At 38.6% G+C, this 18,612-nt stretch carries 12 protein-coding genes; all 12 read left to right on the top strand.

Annotation, left to right across the window (positions count from 1 at the left end):
- The first annotated feature begins 88 nt into the window (after positions 1 to 88).
- The 12 genes from BK580_RS03585 (at position 89) to BK580_RS03645 (ending at position 18,606) form a co-directional block, all read left to right on the top strand.
- Positions 89 to 916, top strand: coding sequence for a sugar phosphate isomerase/epimerase family protein (locus BK580_RS03585; protein WP_078379036.1), 828 nt, complete (start codon positions 89 to 91; stop codon positions 914 to 916).
- Positions 917 to 941: 25 nt separating this feature from the next.
- Positions 942 to 2,009: a Gfo/Idh/MocA family protein gene (locus tag BK580_RS03590; protein ID WP_211278992.1), complete on the top strand. Its 1,068-nt coding sequence runs from the start codon at positions 942 to 944 to the stop codon at positions 2,007 to 2,009.
- 15 nt (positions 2,010 to 2,024) lie between these two features.
- Positions 2,025 to 3,050, top strand: a complete 1,026-nt coding sequence (locus tag BK580_RS03595; protein WP_078379037.1) for a Gfo/Idh/MocA family protein — start codon at positions 2,025 to 2,027, stop codon at positions 3,048 to 3,050.
- A gap of 467 nt (positions 3,051 to 3,517) precedes the next feature.
- Positions 3,518 to 4,897 (top strand): ABC transporter substrate-binding protein, encoded by a 1,380-nt coding sequence (locus BK580_RS03600; protein WP_078379038.1) that lies wholly within the window; start codon positions 3,518 to 3,520, stop codon positions 4,895 to 4,897.
- A 30-nt stretch (positions 4,898 to 4,927) separates the two neighbouring features.
- Positions 4,928 to 7,867, top strand: coding sequence for an extracellular solute-binding protein (locus tag BK580_RS03605; protein WP_235863987.1), 2,940 nt, complete (start codon positions 4,928 to 4,930; stop codon positions 7,865 to 7,867).
- Positions 7,857 to 8,750: a carbohydrate ABC transporter permease gene (locus tag BK580_RS03610; RefSeq protein ID WP_139364968.1), complete on the top strand. Its 894-nt coding sequence runs from the start codon at positions 7,857 to 7,859 to the stop codon at positions 8,748 to 8,750. Before BK580_RS03605 ends, BK580_RS03610 begins: the two co-directional genes overlap by 11 nt.
- A 339-nt stretch (positions 8,751 to 9,089) precedes the next feature.
- On the top strand, positions 9,090 to 9,965 hold the full coding sequence (locus tag BK580_RS03620; protein ID WP_078379040.1) for a carbohydrate ABC transporter permease: 876 nt from the start codon (positions 9,090 to 9,092) through the stop codon (positions 9,963 to 9,965).
- 208 nt (positions 9,966 to 10,173) lie between these two features.
- On the top strand, positions 10,174 to 12,195 hold the full coding sequence (locus tag BK580_RS03625; protein ID WP_078379041.1) for an SMP-30/gluconolactonase/LRE family protein: 2,022 nt from the start codon (positions 10,174 to 10,176) through the stop codon (positions 12,193 to 12,195).
- On the top strand, positions 12,188 to 14,446 hold the full coding sequence (locus BK580_RS03630; protein ID WP_078379042.1) for a DUF5696 domain-containing protein: 2,259 nt from the start codon (positions 12,188 to 12,190) through the stop codon (positions 14,444 to 14,446). Before BK580_RS03625 ends, BK580_RS03630 begins: the two co-directional genes overlap by 8 nt.
- A 2-nt stretch (positions 14,447 to 14,448) precedes the next feature.
- Positions 14,449 to 15,312: a carbohydrate ABC transporter permease gene (locus BK580_RS03635; RefSeq protein ID WP_078379043.1), complete on the top strand. Its 864-nt coding sequence runs from the start codon at positions 14,449 to 14,451 to the stop codon at positions 15,310 to 15,312.
- Between the two features lie 13 nt (positions 15,313 to 15,325).
- On the top strand, positions 15,326 to 16,282 hold the full coding sequence (locus BK580_RS03640) for a carbohydrate ABC transporter permease (RefSeq protein ID WP_078379044.1): 957 nt from the start codon (positions 15,326 to 15,328) through the stop codon (positions 16,280 to 16,282).
- A gap of 164 nt (positions 16,283 to 16,446) precedes the next feature.
- Positions 16,447 to 18,606, top strand: a complete 2,160-nt coding sequence (locus tag BK580_RS03645; protein WP_211278994.1) for a glycoside hydrolase family 3 N-terminal domain-containing protein — start codon at positions 16,447 to 16,449, stop codon at positions 18,604 to 18,606.
- Positions 18,607 to 18,612: the final 6 nt, after the last annotated feature.

Genomic DNA, 18,612 nt, shown 5'->3' on the forward strand with positions numbered 1-18,612 from the left:
AGTAAACTTTTTAGCGGATAATATGTAGACAAAATAAATTTAATGAATTAATCAATCTATTTTTCATTTAGATTAGGAGGCAGTTTTAATGATTACATTGACTGGATTTGCGGATGAAATCTCTCCAGAGTTAGACGTTCAATTAGATGTCCTTGAATCACTTGGTATGAAGCATTTGGAGTTACGTAGTGTGTGGGGGAAAAATGTTGCTCATTTTAATAAGGAGGAACTAAAGCTTATAAAAGAAACCTTAGATGCTAGAGGCTTCTCGGTATCAGCCATTGGTTCACCAATTGGAAAAATTGGAATTCTTGATGATTTTGAGAAACATAAGTTAGATTTTGAGCGGGTTATTAAGACGGCTCATTATCTTAATACTTCTTATATTAGGATTTTTTCTTTCTTTATTCCAGAAGGTGAGAACCCAACGGATTACAGAGAAGAAGTATTGAGCAGAATGAAGGAGCTAGTTAAGGTAGCGGAAGTAGAAAAGGTTGTTCTCTTACATGAAAATGAAAAGGATATCTATGGAGACAATGCAGAGCGTTGTGTAGAAATATTAGAATACTGTGATTCTCCAAATCTACGAGCAGCTTTTGACCCAGCAAATTTTGTGCAATGTGGGGTAAAACCATTTACAGAGGCTTATCCGTTACTTGAAAAATATATTGAATACATGCATGTAAAAGATGCACTCTTTACTGATGGAGAAGTTGTTCCAGCGGGTAATGGGGATGGAGAAATGAAAGAAACTTATCAAGCGTTACGCCTGAAAGAATACAAAGGGTTTGCGTCACTGGAACCTCATTTGGCCGCTGCGGGTCCTTTTTCTGGATTTAGTGGACCAGACCTTTTCGGCCTAGCTTCAAGAAGTTTTAAAGAGTTACTTTCAGAATTGGAAATAAAAGTTAAGTAACGATAATCAAAGGAGGAGATTAGTTATGATAAATGAGTTGCGTTTTGGCATTATCGGTTGTGGTTCCATTAGTCATACACATGCAGAACAAATCGGTTTAATAAATGGGGCGAAATTGGTAGCGGTTGCAGATGTTGAGGAGGATAGAGCGAAAAGTTTAGCGGAGCGATATGAAGCGGATTGGTATGCCGATTATCACGAAATGCTAAAAAGAGAGGATATCGATATCATTAATATTCTTACACCGAGTGGGATGCATGCGGATATGGCAATTGCAGCTGCTCAAGCTGGTAAGCATGTAATTACTGAAAAGCCGATGGATGTTTCTTTAGATAAAGCACATGAAATGATTCAAGTGTGTAAGGATGCAGGGGTGAAGCTCGCTGTTATTTCACAACACCGATTTGATACTTCTACTGTGAAAGTGAAAGAGAAAGTAGAAAGCGGGAAGTTCGGGAACATGATTCTTGGGGAATGTGCTGTAAATTGGTACCGTACGCAGGAATACTATGATAGTGGAGAATGGCGTGGAACGTGGGCGCTTGATGGAGGCGGAGCATTAATGAACCAATCCATTCATACAATCGATTTACTGCAATATTTAATGGGACCAGTAGAAAGTGTATTTGCAAGAAAGGCCACTTTAGCACATGAACGAATGGAAGTGGAAGATGTTGCAGTTGCTACCGTATCTTTTAAAAATGGTGCATTAGGAACAATCGTTGGAACAACAAGTGCTTTTCCTGGATTAAGTTCTAGGCTTGAGGTGTTTGGAACAAAAGGCTCTGCGGTCATCGAAAATGATCAATTAACTCATCACTATGAAAAAACAACAGATAGTAAAGGTGAATGGTATGGCGGAGGTAAGGTAGAGAATTTGGCTAGCCAATCTGAAGAGGCTTCAAATGGAACGGGTTCAAGCGATCCAACCGCAATATTTGGTGGTGCACATCGCATACAAATAGAAGATATGATACAGGCGGTACTAGAAAATAGAGAACCACTTGTAAATGGTGAGGAAGGCCTTAAACCATTAGAAGTTATTTTAGCTATCTATGAATCTGCACGAACTGGAAAGTCTGTTTCGTTATAAGGAGGGGGCTAATCAATGTTGAATTTCGCCATAGTAGGAGCAGGTAGTATTGCTCCTAATTATGCAGAAGCTATTCGCCTTCATAAGGAGACCACTTTGGCCGCTGTTTGTGATAATAATCCAAAGGTGAAAGATGGCTTTGTCAAAACAAATAGTGTGCAGAAGTATTATCAAAACTATCAAGATTTGCTACAAGACTCATCCATCGATGTACTCTGTATTTGTACACCAAGCGGTATGCATGCAGAGATGGCGATCGAAGCAATAAAAGCCGGAAAGCATATAATCATTGAGAAACCTATTGCCTTAACATTAGAGGAGGCAGATAGAGTGATTAATGCTGCCGAAAAATATGGTGTTAAAGCAACTGTTGCTTTTCAAAAGCGTTTCAATCCAGCAGTTATTCAAACAAAACAGAAAGTGGACAATGGAAGCTTTGGGAAAATGATACATGCCAATACAACAGTTCGCTGGTACCGCGATCAAAGCTATTATAATCAGGATCAATGGAGAGGTACTGCCTCGATGGATGGGGGTGCCTTGATGAATCAGTGCATTCATAACATTGATTTACTTAGGTGGATGATGGGGCCAGTCAAAAAGATAGTGGGATTTACTACTACAAGGCGTCATCAAATCGAAATGGAGGATGTAGGTGTTTCCATTCTTGAATTTGAAAGTGGAGCATTGGGAGTGATAGAAGGATCTACAGCCATATATCCTATTGATTTAGAAGCCTCTATCAGTATTTTTGGAGAAAAAGGCACTGCTATTGTTGGTGGGAAGTACGTAAATGAATTAAAGGAATGGCAGTTCAGACATGAGGAAGAAGCACCATTCAAAGAGACAAACAAAACTAACGATTCCCAATCAGAAATGATTCATGGAGAAGGTCATTATCCTATAATACAAGACATGGTTAGTGCTATTAAAGAAGACAAATCACCAGCTATTTCTCTTCAGGATGGGAGAAATGCGCTAGAAATTATTTTAGCAATTTACGAATCCTCGACAACCGGTAATATTATCTATATCAACTAGATTGATGGAAGATATTCTTACAAAAATCGAATCGGTTCTATAAAATGGAAATGCATTATTTTACTTATCCTATATAGAGTTTTCCATATTTATCATGTATATTTCCTATATTATAGAGGTTGAATTGAATTATCTGACAAATTGGCTATAAATATATTTTATTTGAAAAATTAAATTGTAATCGGTTTCACGCTGAAGTATAATAAATTTATTGAAACGTATCAATGAAATAATAGTATTGAAAATATAGTAATCTCATAAAAGAACGAAAGTGTTTTTTATTTTTTGAAGAAAAATTGAAACGTTTCGATTTAATTCGTTAAAGGGGTGATTCTCCTCATTTATTTGTGAATAATTGCTCGAGTCAAGGTAGTTTGCTGGTGTTTTTGGACAAGCTTCGTGAGTTATAAGGTCTAAGGCTCTCTAAAAGAGTTTTAATCTATACAAAAAAATAAGGGGTGTTTTTTATGAAAATGTTAAAGCCTTGGTTAGCTATTTTAACAATTATTGTGTTTCTAATCGGTTGTAGCAAGGATACTGCAACAAATACTTCAAAAGATGAAGTGAAAGAAGAAGGAAATAAAGACGCTGTAACGATTACTTTCGCAAGTTGGGCTCTAGGTACAGAAGAAGAGAGAAACCTAGAAAGAATCATGATCGAAGAATTCCAAGCTCAATACCCACACATTACGGTTGAGATTGATGAGTCTATCTCAGGTGACTGGAATGATGCGTTATCCGCAGCAGCAAGTGCGAATGCAATGCCAGACGTATTTATGCTAGCTCAAATTCCTACTGGTTTAGCGAATGATTGGTTATTAGACCTTAATGAATTAACGGAGAATGACGAAGATTTCGCTCAAATTCCTGAGGTTGTTCGCGATTCTGCAACCTTTGAAGACACTGTGGTTGCTTTACCTAAAGGACAAAACTTCTTAGGTTACTTCGTAAATAAAGACTTATACAACCAAGCGAACTTAAATGTTCCTGAGCATGGTTTTGCAATTGAAGAGTTTGTTAACTCAGTTAGACAAATTACAAACCTTAATAATGGAGTAGTTGGTATCAGTAATCCTCACTCTATTCCAGATTGGTACCCAGCAGCAGCAAATGAAAACATTGGATGGTTTACATTCAGTGATGAAGAATATCACTTAGACAGCAACGAATTTATTAATGGAATTAACTTAGCGAATAATATTGTTTCGAACAACTATTCCTTTGACTCTTTAACGGATGATCAACAAGCTAGCTTCAACGGTGAAAATGACGGCGAAGTTTGGGCAGCTGGTGGAACTGGTTTAAGATGGGATGGAACATGGGCAATCCCGAACTATACGGAAAATCTAGAATTCGATTGGGACTTTATCGGAATTCCTGGTGGAAGAACGGTTATTGTTAATGATTACATGGGAATCTCTAAATCTACGAAACACGCAGAAGAAGCATATCTTTTTGCAAAATATATGTCCTTTGGTAAAGAAGGTTATATGAGACGTTTAGAAGTTGCAGTAGAAGAAGATAAAGTTGTAAACGGTTTACCAGCATCTGCTGATCCAGAAGTATTAGATGCTTACTTTGAAATTCAAGATTTACCAGGATTACGTATCGCGTATGAAAACTTAGAAAATGGTATTATCGAGCCAGTTAAAACAGTTCCTGGTTATGTACAATCTAGATGGGAAGCGCCTACTGGAGTGGCAGTTGGAGAATCTCCAAATGCAAACATCTCTGAATTACTTGGTGCAAGTATTAGAGGCGAAATCAAGATTGAAGATTATATTTCTCAAATCAATGAATTAGCAAACCAAAAGTATCAAGAAGGTAAAGAAGCGATTGGTCAATAATACTAGAAACTGTTGAGGGGGATAAATGATATGAAACGTAAGATTTTGTTCTGGCCGTTATTACTATTTCTATTGATTCCAACCTCTATCGCTTTTGCTGATAAAGAGAATTCTCCTGAGCAAGTGGCCGAACAAGTCATTGAACCAAGCTATCTTTATATCCTAAAACAGTGGAAAGAAGTGGGCATTAACAGCACGTCTCTATTTGAGCGTGCTGTTAATCCCACTGATTTTTTGTCCGTTCCTGAAAATGATTTACTCCCTTTAAATGAAAGTAAAGGGTATGGAGATCAAGTATTCGTTTGGAAAGATCAAAAATCTATCACTATTGAAGTGGATGTAGAAGAAGAAGGGCTCTATGAACTTGGGTTTGATTATTTTCCTTTGGGAGAAGGAATTGTGCCTATTGAAGGCTCTGTTGAAGTAAATGGAAGTTATCAATATTTTGAAAGTCGTCGCATTATTTTTCCAAAAGACTGGAGAAGTGCTACTACGACCTTCGACCAGGATCGTTTTGGGGATGAAATTATCCCAGATCAGATTCCAATTGAAGAATGGCATTATGTGAAAGCAGAAGATTCTAGTTATCTACACAGTCGTCCGTTAAAGTTCCATTTAGAAAAAGGAACAAACACCATTACGCTTTCCAATATAAGAGGAGAAATGCTTCTTGGAAACATTTATGTAAACAGTGTGGGAACGATACCTTCTTATGAAGAATACTTAGAATTAAACAAAGGTAAAAAAATCGAGGATGCACTAGTAACGGTGGAAGCAGAGCATCCGCTAAAGAAAAACAGCTCCTTTATACGACCTGTTAACCAGCAAAATGCCTCTGTTGTCCCATACAAAAGAGATCAACGCCTTTTGAATGTAATTGGTGGAGAATCTTGGGAAACAAGTGGTCAAAGTGCTAGCTGGGAAATAGAGGTAGAAGAAGAGGGTTATTATCAAATCTCCTCAAAAGTCCTACAACAAAAGCAAACTAGTTTTCCAGTATTTAGAACGATTATGGTAAATGGTGCTGTTCCCTTTGAAGAAGTTGAGACGTATACATTTCAACAAGAAAAGAAATGGAAAAACGAAACGTTCAGTGATGAAAGTGGAGAACCATATTTATTCTACTTAAATAAAGGCAGTAACATTCTTACACTTAAGGTGGATGCTTCCCCAGTTAATCGAGTGCTTTTTGAAATAAACGAAGTAATGAAAGGCATCGAACAGCTTTCTTTATCGATTAAGCAATTAACTGGAAATAGCCAAGATCGTTCTCGCGGTTGGAGAATCACTGAATACTTACCAGATATTGAAGAACGATTATTAAATTGGGCTACTACTCTAGAGAAAGAAAGTGATTATTTACTAGAGTTAAGTGATGGGCAGGAAGCGGTCGAAGTAGTTTCCTTGCAGATTGCCGTAGAAAGGCTTCGAAGCTTAGCAGAGTCTCCTGATGAAATACCATCTCGTTTAACGCAATTATCGGAAGGTTCAAGTTCGGTCGCGCAGTTACTTGGAAATGCAACATTAGAATTGAAAAAACAGCCATTATTTATGGATCGAATATATATTCACGGTGACGTTGAGCTACCAGATGCAGAGCTTGGCATTTTCGCCAAAACAAAAGAGTCTGTCCTGAAATTCTTCCACTCCTTTAAATCGAACACACTTGCAACCACAGGTGTAGATGACGATGTAGTGGATGTATGGGTAAACAGACCACGACAATATGTAGAACTGATGCAAAACATGGTCGATCAAAACTTCACTCCGAAAACAGGAATTGAAGTAAGGTTTTCTATTATGCCATCCGAGCAAAAGCTAATCCTTGCGAATGCGGCAAATAGTCAGCCAGATCTTTCACTTGGTATTAGTAACTGGCTTCCATATGAGCTTGCGATTCGAGGAGCTGCTTATGATTTAAGACAGTTTGATGATTTCAATGAGCAAATAAAGCATTTTTCTCCAGGAGCATTTTTACCTTTAATGATTGATGATGAGGTTTATGCGCTACCTGAGACGCAAGATTTCTTTGTTCAATATTATCGTAAAGATATTCTAGGCGCACTAGATATTCCAGTTCCAGATACTTGGGATGATATAGTAAATATTTTACCTGAATTACAGCGATTTGGACTGAACTACTATACACCAATTGCTGGAGCCGTCGCCTTTAAACCATTCCAAGCAACCTCTCCATATATTTATCAACATCAAGGTGATTTATATAAAGAGGATGGAATGGGAACGGTTATTGATAGCGATGAGGCAGTAAAAGGAATTCAGTTTATGACGGATCTCAATACGATTTATAGCACACCGCTTCAAGTGCCAAACTTTTATAACCATTTTAGATACTCCACATTGCCAATTGGTATTTCCAGCTTCCAAACGTATGTTGAGTTGACAGCGGCAGCACCTGAAATTTCAGGCTGGTGGGACATTGCGCTACATCCTGGTGTCCGACAAGAGGATGGTTCTATCTCAAGATGGGCAACTGGTTCTGGACAATCAGGAATGATTTTTAATGGTAGCCAAAATAAAGATGAGGCATGGGAAGTATTAAAGTGGTGGATGTCTACGGAAACACAAACTGATTTTGCCACTACTTTACAAATTATGTATGGTCCATCGTATATGTGGAATACGGCGAATTTGGATTCTTTTGCCAATTTACCTTGGCCAGAAGAGCATAAAGCAATTATTTTAGAGCAATGGGAACAGTTAAGAGAGGTTCCGAAAACACCTTATACCTATATGGTAGAGAGGGAGATTAGTAATGTGTGGAACCGTGTGGTATTTGGCGGGGATAATACACGTTCAGCAATTGACGATGCCGTTATTACGATAGATCGCGAAATGCGACGGAAAATGGAGGAGTTCGGTTACATGAAGGATGGAGTCATGGTGAAACCGTATCGAATTCCTACAATCGAACAAGTGGAAAGTTGGGTTGAAGAAAATGATGAGTAGACTTCAAAAGCATGCAAGTACATCCGTGTTCCTTGCGCCATATATTATCTTTTTCTTTACGTTTATTATCATTCCAGTAGTCGTTGCGATTTTTCTATCCTTTACTTATTTTAACGCGATCGAAATGCCGACCTTTATCGGATTAGCTAACTATGTTAGTGTCCTGACGCAAGATGAGGTATTCATGCAGAAAGTACTACCGAACACCTTAACCTTCGCTGTAATTGTTGGACCAGGAGGCTATATTCTATCCTTTTTACTAGCATGGATGCTAGCGCAAATTTCCAGAGTGCCACGAACTGTTTTAGCCCTTATCATCTATTCACCATCGATGACAGCAGGAATCGCGATGGCGGTTGTTTGGACGATCATCTTTAGTGGAGATCAAACCGGATATTTAAACAGTCTTCTCATTACGATGGGTGTTCTTTTTGAACCAATTCAGTTTCTGCAGTCCCCAGATCACTTAATGGCTATCATGATTGTCGTTACCCTTTGGGGAAGTATGGGTGTTGGATTTTTAGCGATGTTATCTGGTGTACTCAATATTAATAAAGAAATATATGAAGCAGGTTATATCGATGGAATAAAAAATAGATTCCAAGAGATTATCTATATTACGATTCCTTCAATGAAGCCACAAATGTTATTTGGAGCAGTAATGGCGGTTGTTGGTACGTTTCAGGCGGGGGCCATCGGGGTAGCACTTTCAGGTGCCAACCCTACACCTCAATACGCTGGACAATTAATGGTCAACCATTTAGAAGACTATGGTTTTATCCGTTATGAAATGGGATATGCAGCTGCAATTTCTGTTCTATTATTACTTTTTGTCTATATTTTCTCGAAGATTGCTTGGCGTTTATTCGGAGAGAAGGACTAGATTGCCAAACTTACCAAGGCTTTTTTCGCAAAAGATGCTGTGTATTCCATGTATAAGTAGAATTTTAAGGCTATGCCGAACCCGTCCCCCCTGTAGATTGGAGCGGATGGCACTTGACTCCTCTGCGGGAGATAGCGTTTTGTGGAGACCCCGCAGGAGCGCTTCTCGTCGAGGAGGCTCCACAAGCGCCCCGGGGAATCTTGTGCCAGGAGCAGAAATTGAAAGGGAGTTCAACAGTGCTCTATCTTTTTTCAGGTTAGCCATTTTTAAAAATCTGATGAAGCAAATATCTAAACGAAAAAAGCCTCTACTAATCTTCAGATGTAAGGAGTGAACGACGTGTCGGCATTTCATGGATCGAAAATAAATCCAGATCGATTTCACCGGAGCCAGATAAAGTTTTATCTTTTTCTCATTCCGTTAGCTGTCTTTATGGCAATGCCCATAGTATTTGTCTTTTCTCATGCCTTTAAGCCAATAGATGAGCTCTTTGCCTATCCACCTCGCTTCTTCGTGCAAAAGCCAACATTTCAGAACTTTATTGATTTGATGAATAATACGAGTGCCTCGGGTGTACCGATGTCTCGCTACTTATTTAACAGTATTGCGATAACGTTACTTGTGGTGTTGTTAACAGTACTTATTAGTACGATGGCTGGATATGCACTATCAAAGAAACGATTCCGATTAAAGAAAACAATTTTTGAAATCAATACGCTTGCCTTAATGTTTGTGTCAGCAGCAGTAGTAATTCCAAGGTATTTACTTATTGAGAAGGTGGGACTACTTGATACATTTGTCGTACACATATTCCCTTTGATTGCGATGCCAATTGGGTTATTCCTCGTTAAGCAGTTTATTGATCAAATACCGAATGAATTGATTGAAGCAGCACAAATGGATGGCGCAACAGACTATCAGATTTTCGGAAAAATCATTATTCCATTAGTAAAGCCAGCGATAGCGACGATTGCGATTCTGTCCTTCCAGCTTGTGTGGAATAATACCGAAACATCGACCTTATTTGTTAATGATGAGAACTTAAAAACGTTCGCATTCTATATGTCCACGTTGACTGCTACAACTGGCAATACAGTAGCCGGACAAGGGATGGCAGCGGCTGCATCCTTAATTATGTTTATTCCAAACTTAATTATCTTTATTATCTTACAAAGTCAAGTTATGAATACGATGGCTCATTCCGGTATCAAGTAAGAGTTGTTTTCGCATACTTTATTGCTTTTCGCAAATAAAATCTGCCCGTCATAATCGTTGCAATCGTGTTCTTTTCCAGCATGTAATCGACGGCCTTTCTTCTATTTCGTAAGCAAAATGACGATAAAAAGTCCAAATGCCGACTTTTTACCAGCTTAAAGAAACAATTTTAACGAAAAGAGCCTAAGTAAAAGAGGGAGGAAAGAAAATGAAGCGACTCTTCATCGGCTTAATATGTGTTTGGTTACTGATACTATTTCCAGCACAATCCTCTGCTTCGCTTTCTGTTCCTTACAAAACAGAGACGTTATCATCAGATTGGGATATTATTGAAACGCAAACTGCTTATATCCCAGTTGGTCTCTTTGGAAGTAACAGTGAGATCGTAAACCCAGAAGATATTTACATTGATGAAAATAACAATGTGTATGTAGCGGATTCAGGAACGAAAAAAGTCACGAAATTCGATGAAAATGGGAAGAAGCTTTTAGAAGTAGGAGCTGGAGACCTACAGCAGCCTACGGGAGTATTTGTCGATCATAATCAAGAAATATATGTAGCGGATTATGCAAGTGAAAAGGTTTTTCGCTTTTCTCCAACAGGGGAAAAAATCCAAGAATATGGCCGACCAGAATCTCCATTGTTTGGGACAAGATCTCCTTATAAACCACAAAAACTAACGGTAGATAAGCGTGGGAATCTTTATATTATTGGAGAAGGCTCAACAAACGGAATTATTCAAATAGGTCAAGATGGCACATTCTTAGGATTCTTTGGTTCGAATCGCACACAATCCTCACTAATGTCCGTCATCCAAGATGCCCTTACGACTGACAGACAACGAGCTAGCATGTTTTTAAAGGTGCCACCAGCCCCTACAAATATTGCTATTGATAATAAAGGGTTAGTGTATACGATTACTGCAGGAACAAAGTTTGAAGTAATTAGAAAGTTAAATATTGCTGGAAGCAATATTTTATATTCCGGTATATCCGATTCTACTAATTTACGTGATATCACTATTGGGCCACTTGGAAATTTCTTTGTTATCGAAAACAATGGTCGTATTTATGAGTATGATAACTACGGTAACTTAATCTTCGTATTCGGTGGTAGGGATGATGGAACGAACCGCTTAGGTTTATTTCGGGATCCATCCGGTATTAGTGTCGATAATTTAGGGCGTATCTTTGTTTCAGACAGGGAACGAGGTACGATTCAATTACTAGAACCGACTGCTTTTGCGGAAATGATGCACGGTGGGCTTTCCTTATTTGCCGATGGTCATTATGTGGAAAGTGGGAAGTATTGGAGTGAAGTCCTTCGGTTGAATTCGTCGATTGGACTTGCTCATTATGCAATGGGAGAATCGTACTACAAACAACAGGAATATGAAAAGGCACTTAATTCCTTTGAACATGTAGGAGATACGTATGGGTACTCTAACTCGTTCTGGGAAATCCGAAATGTTTGGATGCAAGAAAACTTAAGCTATGTATTTGCCATTCTGATTGGTCTGTTTGCGATTCGCGCTTCTGTGTTGTACGTCGATAAAAAGAAAGGCATCTTACAACCAGCTAGAAACCGTTGGAAGGCCATTAAGGGACGTCAACTAATAAGCGAGCTGCTATTTTTATTTAAATTTTTGAAACAACCAGTAGATAGCTTCTATTATGTAAAGCGAATCAAGAAGGTATCGGTTCTTTCGGCAACCATCCTGTATTTGGTGTTGTTCGTCGAATATATCATCATGAAATACTTTACAGGCTTTATTTTTAGAGGGTTTAATGCAGATCAGATAAATATAGCACTAGAACTAGCGACACTATTTTTACCAATTTTACTCTTTATCATTGCGAACTATTTAGTTAGTACGATCAATGACGGGGAAGGTAAGTTTCAGGATATTTACATTGGTACTATTTACTCGTTAGCACCTTTCTTAGTGTTTATTATACCGATTACGTTATTGTCCAATGTGTTAACGTTAAATGAAGCATTTCTTTACACCTTCTCCATGCAAGTAATGGTTGGTTGGTCGCTCATTATTTTGTTCATCATGGTAAAAGAAATCCATGCATTCGGATTTTTTGAAACGGTTCGAAATGTATTAGTTACGATTTTCTGTATGATTATTATCGTACTAGTTTGCTTTATCATTTACGTGTTATTAGATCAAGTGGTTGACTTTATCACAGCGATCATTCAGGAGGTGATTCTCCGTGTATAAGAAGATATTTTTATTGTTACTTATTGCTCTGCTCCCGATTCATGTTATCGCGGACTCATTAACAGATAGAGACGAGCTTGCCGACATTGAAATAGAGTCAGAACTTGGAGAGGAAACGCTTCGCTTTGATTCCAATCAATTTACGGAAACTGAAAAAGCAAACAAGCCTTTACCAGAGGGGTCGTTTGATGGATTTGAAAAGGTAACAGAAAACGCGGAATTAGCTCTTTATGTAGATAGAGAGTCACTTGCGTTAAAAATTCTTAATAAACACACAGGTTATGTGTGGAATTCAGGGATTGACGAGCCAGAAAATTATCGACTTAATAACTCATGGGTAGAGATGGTGCAATCTGCCATTACGATTGAATATTTAGATCGACGAGGTAATCCTAAAACAGAAAGCATTCTGACGGCAAACTCTACACCAGACATAAAGCTTGAGGAAAACGGCTTTACTGCGAATATTGCGTTTAAGAATTCAAGTATTGACGTACAGTTAACAGTAACGTTAGAAGAAGATGATGTTATCATTCACGTTCCAGAAGCTGGTGTCGAAGATGGGACGTTCAATAAAATTGTCTCGATGAAGGTATATCCATTCCTTGGTGCAGTAAATGAAGCGGATATTAGCGGCTATTTATTTATCCCGGATGGAAGCGGAGCCTTAATGAGATTTGAAAAAAATCCGTTTGTTTCGGATACTCCTTTTATCGGAGCTATATATGGCACGGATGAAGGGTTCACTCGTAATGTGAACAATGAAGATAGCTTTACGTATCCAACACAAGCCATTTCTGTACCAGTGTATGGAGCCGTTCATGGTGTAAAAGAGAATGGTTTTATCACCGCTATTGAAGAAGGGCAAAGCTATGGAACGATTCTTGCTTATCCTTCAGGGGCATCGACAGATTTCTTCTGGGTTACCTCTGAATACCAATATCGCTTTAATTATTATCAGCCAACAAGTAAAACCATGGGTGGCTTTAATGTTTACCAAGAGGAAAAGAACTCCTTTGACATTAAGCAGCGCGTCATGTTCTTAGCGGATGAGGAAGCGGATTATGTTGGAATGGCAAAGCGTTATCAACAATTGCTAGTCGATAATGGCGAGCTTACGAAAACAGAAGATTCCGTAGATGTTCGCTTGGAATTCCTTGGTGGAGAAACAAAAAAGGGATTGTTTTGGGATTCTGTGCTTCCAATGACAGAGGTTAGCCAAATTCCAGGGTATGTAGAAGAATTACAAAAGAACGATGTAGAAAACATGCATGTTGTTTACCGAGGTTACACAAAAGGTGGATTAACAGGCACGTTACCGCAAAAATTTCCGCTCGAAAGGAAATTAGGTAGTAAAGCTGATTATGAGGATACGATGAATCAGCTAGAGGAAAAGGATATCCCATTTTACTTCTACTCTGATTTTACGAAGGCTTATGATGGAGCATCAGGGTTCTCTGGTAGTAAAGACGTTGCGAAGAAGATAAATGCGCAGCCGATGACTAGAAACGAATACGGAAAAATGAGCTATTATTTAAGCCCACAAAAATCGTTAGAATTTGCTAAAAAGGATAGTAAGGACTTTATTAAACACGGAATTTCTAATATCGCTTTAGATACGACGGGTTATAAGTTATTCTCTGATTTTAATAGAGGGATGTCTTCCTCTAGAAATGAAATGACAGAAACATATAAAGAGATCTTCCAGCTATATCAAGACGAAGTAGGAGGTTTATCCTTCTATCGTCCTAATAATTACGCTTGGGAATACATGGATCGTTATCTTGATATGCCGATGTACTCTTCTAACTATATGTTTGTAACAGACACAGTGCCGTTTCTGCAAATTGTGTTAAAAGGATACACGCCATATTATGCGAGCTTTTCTAATTTCTCTCATAACCCGAAAGAAGAAGTGCTACGAATGATCGAATTCGGTGCTTATCCTTCGTTCTATTTAACAACAGAGCCTGCTCAGCTGTTACTTAAGACACCATCAAGAGGGTTGTATACTTCGGAGTTTGATGTGTGGAAGGATGCAATAGCAGGACATTATCAGTCCGTAAAAGAAGGGCTTGGCCAAGTAGAGGGCATGACAATAGAAGATCGCATTGTTCATGCAAAAGGGGTTGTCGAAGTGTTGTATGAAAACGGCGTTTCGATCTTAGTGAATTACACTGAATCCCCATACACTGTTAAAGGTGTGGAAGTACAAGCAACATCATTTGAAGTATTAGAAGGGGGGAGATAAGCATGAAGCAGCTATCCATGAAATCAAAGAATACACTTACAGGCTTAATGTTTGTCTCACCATGGATTGTCGGATTTCTGATTTTCACAGCATACCCCCTGTTCTATTCTTTATACTTGAGCTTTCAACAAGTCAAAATTACGACACAAGGGATTCAAACAAAATTTGTTAAGTTTGATAACTTTGAATATGCGTTTGCAGTGGATGCACTTTTCACTCAAAAGCTTATGACATTTGTACAGGAACTAGTCTTATCGGTCCCAATCATCATTGTATTCTCGTTAATTATTGCGATATTACTGAACCAACCAATTAAATTCAGAAACTTTTTTAGAATGATATTCTTTCTTCCGGTTATCATTGCGAGTGGTCCAGTAATTAATGAATTGATCGCTCAGGGTGTAACGACTATTCCTTCTATTAAAGAATACGCGATTTTTGAATCAATGCTTTCATCCGATGGATTTTTCAGTACGATTTTACTTTATCTCATGGATAATCTCATTATTATCCTTTGGTTTTCTGGTGTACAATTCCTAATCTTTTTAGCAGCCTTACAAAAAATTGATCAACAAGTATATGAGGCTGCAAAAATTGATGGAGCATCAAACTGGGAGTGCTTCTGGAAAGTAACATTACCAAGTATTTTCCCAATGATTGTGGTAAATACCGTATATACAATTGTAATGTTCTCAATCTTTTCGTTAAATCCAGTTATTGGACATATCCAGAGTAATATGTTTCAAATCGATACTGGCTTTGGCTATGCCTCTGCCCTATCATGGATTTATTTCTTACTTATTGCTGTAGCACTCGCAATAACGGTTGGTTTTCTAACGTTTAGAGGTAAGAAAAATTATGCGTAGAGGAGGTTAGATAATGGCTAGCTGGTTGTTTACGAATCGAAAAAAAAGAGGAAATCCTTACGCAACACGGCTCAAAAAAATGGCTTTTGGAGTAAAAGGAAATGATGGCTTCTTATATAAGCTATTTATCTATGGTTTGCTTATTGGTATCGGCTTCGTTTACCTGTATCCGTTGTTATATATGGTGTCCTATAGTTTAAAAAGCTTAGACGATATTTTAAACCCTTTAGTGAATTGGATTCCAACGCAACTGTATCTTGATAACTATGAATCAGCCTATTCAGTGCTCAAGTTTTTCCCGACCTTGCTGCAAACCTTTTATGTGACAGCATTACCGGCTGTTGTACAAACAGCGGTCTGTGCAGTAATTGGTTACGGTTTTGCTCGGTTTGATTTTCCATTTAAAAGAACGATGTTTGTCCTAGTGTTATCAACCTTTATCATACCGCCACAAGTAACGGTCATCCCTCGTTATGTATTTTTTAACGAGTTGGGGATACTAGGTAGCATCCAGTCGTTTTTGTTCCCAGCATTACTAGGTCAAGGGATCAATAGTGCGATATTCATTTTAATCTTTTATCAATTCTTCAAAATGTTACCCAAGGCACTAGAGGAAGCAGCACAATTAGATGGAGCTGGTTATTTACGCATCTTTCTAACGATTGCCCTTCCAATGGCAGCCCCAGCGATTATTATTTCGTTCCTTTTCTCATTCGTGTGGTATTGGAATGAAACGTATTTAGCAGCTATTTATTTTGGAAATTCTCTCACTACATTGCCGTTGGAGTTGCAGAAGTTTGTGGCAACGTATCAGCAAATGTTCCCTCAGAATACGGATGGAGGGGAAATTAACGAAGGGATTAAAATGGCAGGGACTGTTATGACGATTCTACCATTGCTCCTTGTCTATTTAATCACTCAACGTTGGTTTGTTGAAGGTGTAGATCGATCCGGTATTGCCGGAGAGTAACAGAGAGGTTACACGATGCCCTATTTCTGTATGGATAGGGTATCTGTTTAAAATATATAGAAACGTTTCGATAAAGTATGATAAAATTACACATAATGATTAACAAACAAAGGAATTAATCCATAAAAACGTTTCAAGTGGTGTAAATCAAGGAGGGAATCATAATGGAGAAAAATATGAATGCGCTATTAGAACAAATGACTTTAGATGAAAAGATTGCGCAATTGGTTCAATTAGCTACTTTTTTCTATAAAGGTGCAGCAGGAGACGGTGAAATAACTGGCCCGATGGCGGATCTTGGAATTGACCAGGATGTAGTCATCAATAGTGGTTCTGTACTCGGTGCATCCGGTGCGAATGAAGTTCGAAATATCCAAAAAGAGCATTTAGCAGAAAATCGATTAGGTATTCCTTTGCTCATTATGGCTGATATAGTTCACGGTTTTAAAACCATTTTCCCTGTTCCTTTAGCAATCGGTTGCTCATGGGATATGGAGCTAGCGGAAAAAAGTGCAGAAATAGCTGCAAAAGAAGCAGCAGTTTCTGGTGTTCATGTATCTTTCGCTCCAATGGTGGACTTAGTAAGAGACCCACGTTGGGGAAGAGTGATGGAGTCTACGGGGGAAGATCCATATTTAAACAGTCTTTTTGCGAGAGCATTTGTTCGTGGTTTTCAAGGAAATGATCTAACAAATGATCAACACCGTGTTGCTGCTTGTGTAAAGCATTTTGCCGCATATGGTGCTCCAGAAGGCGGAAGAGATTATAACACGGTCAATATGTCAGAAAGACAGCTTAGAGAATCGTATTTGCCAGCCTATAAAGCGGCTCTTGATGAAGGTTGCGAAATGGTGATGACTGCCTTTAATACAGTTGATGGTATTCCTGCAACTGGAAATAAAAAGCTAATGAGAGATCTTTTAAGAGATGAGTGGGGCTTTGACGGCGTTTTAATTTCTGATTGGGGAGCGGTCAAGGAGCAAATCTTTCATGGTGTAGCTGCAGACGAGAGAGAATCGGCATTAAAATCGATAGTAGCTGGAGTCGACATTGAAATGATGACATCTTGCTATCCGAAGCACTTAAAGGAGCTTGTGGAAAGTGGAGAAGTTTCCGAGGAGATTATTGATGAGTCCGTACTCCGCATCTTAGCGTTAAAAGAGAAGCTTGGACTATTTGAAAATCCTTATCGCGGAGCTGATGAGGAATTAGAAAATCAAGTCATTATGTCAGAAGAGCACCGAAAAGCATCTCGTGAGTTAGCTGCAAAATCTTGTGTACTTTTAAAAAATGAGGGTGTCTTGCCGCTTCAAAAAGAACAAAAGGTGGCACTTGTTGGTCCATTTGCAAAGAGTGGAGATATTTTAGGTCCATGGTCTTGGCACGGCTCTAAAGAGGAAGCTGTCCAGCTTCATGAAGGCTTCAAAATGAAAATGGATGCTACGAACTTAACCATTGCGGAAGGCTCAGATATTGAAACAGTAACAGAAGAACAAGTGCAGGAAGCAATGAAGGCTGCAAAAGAAGCGGACGTTATCGTTTTAGCTTTAGGTGAGAGATCGAGTATGAGCGGGGAAGCGTGTTGTCGCGCTGACATTCGATTACCAGAAGCGCAAATCCAATTAATCAGCAAATTAAAAGAGTTACAAAAGCCAATGGTCGCTGTTTTATTTAATGGTAGACCACTTGATTTACATGGTGTTATTGATCAGGTTGACGCTGTTTTAGAAGCTTGGTATCCAGGAACTGAAGGTGGAGCAGCTGTCGCAGATTTATTATTCGGGGATGTTAATCCTTCTGGAAAGTTAACAATGTCCTTCCCATTTTCAGTAGGACAAATACCTGTTTATTACAATAGCTTTAATACCGGAAGACCAAACCGACCTGATGCACCGAACCATTATGTATCTAAATACTTGGATATCCCAAATGAACCACTATTGCCATTTGGCTTTGGACTAAGCTATACAAATTTCACCTATAGTGAGATGACTTTAACTCAAACAATTATAACGCCAAACGAGCCAATTACAGTATCAGTGAAGGTTACCAATGCTGGTGACACGGCAGGAGAAGAGATTGTACAGCTATATATTCATGATATTTCAGGTGAAATTGTTCGCCCTCTAAAAGAACTTAAAGGATATAGTAAGGTTTGGTTACAGCCTGGGGAAACAAAAGAAATATTCTTTACGATAACAGAAGAACAGCTACGTTACTATCATTCGGATTTGCAATTTACAAGTGACAACGGAGAATTCCATGTAATGATAGGGCCAAACAGTAAGGAGCTATCAGCGCTTACATTTGAATTAGCAAAATAGAGAAAC

The organism is Sutcliffiella halmapala, from assembly GCF_002019665.1.
In the GTDB taxonomy this organism is placed as follows: domain Bacteria; phylum Bacillota; class Bacilli; order Bacillales; family Bacillaceae_I; genus Sutcliffiella_A; species Sutcliffiella_A halmapala.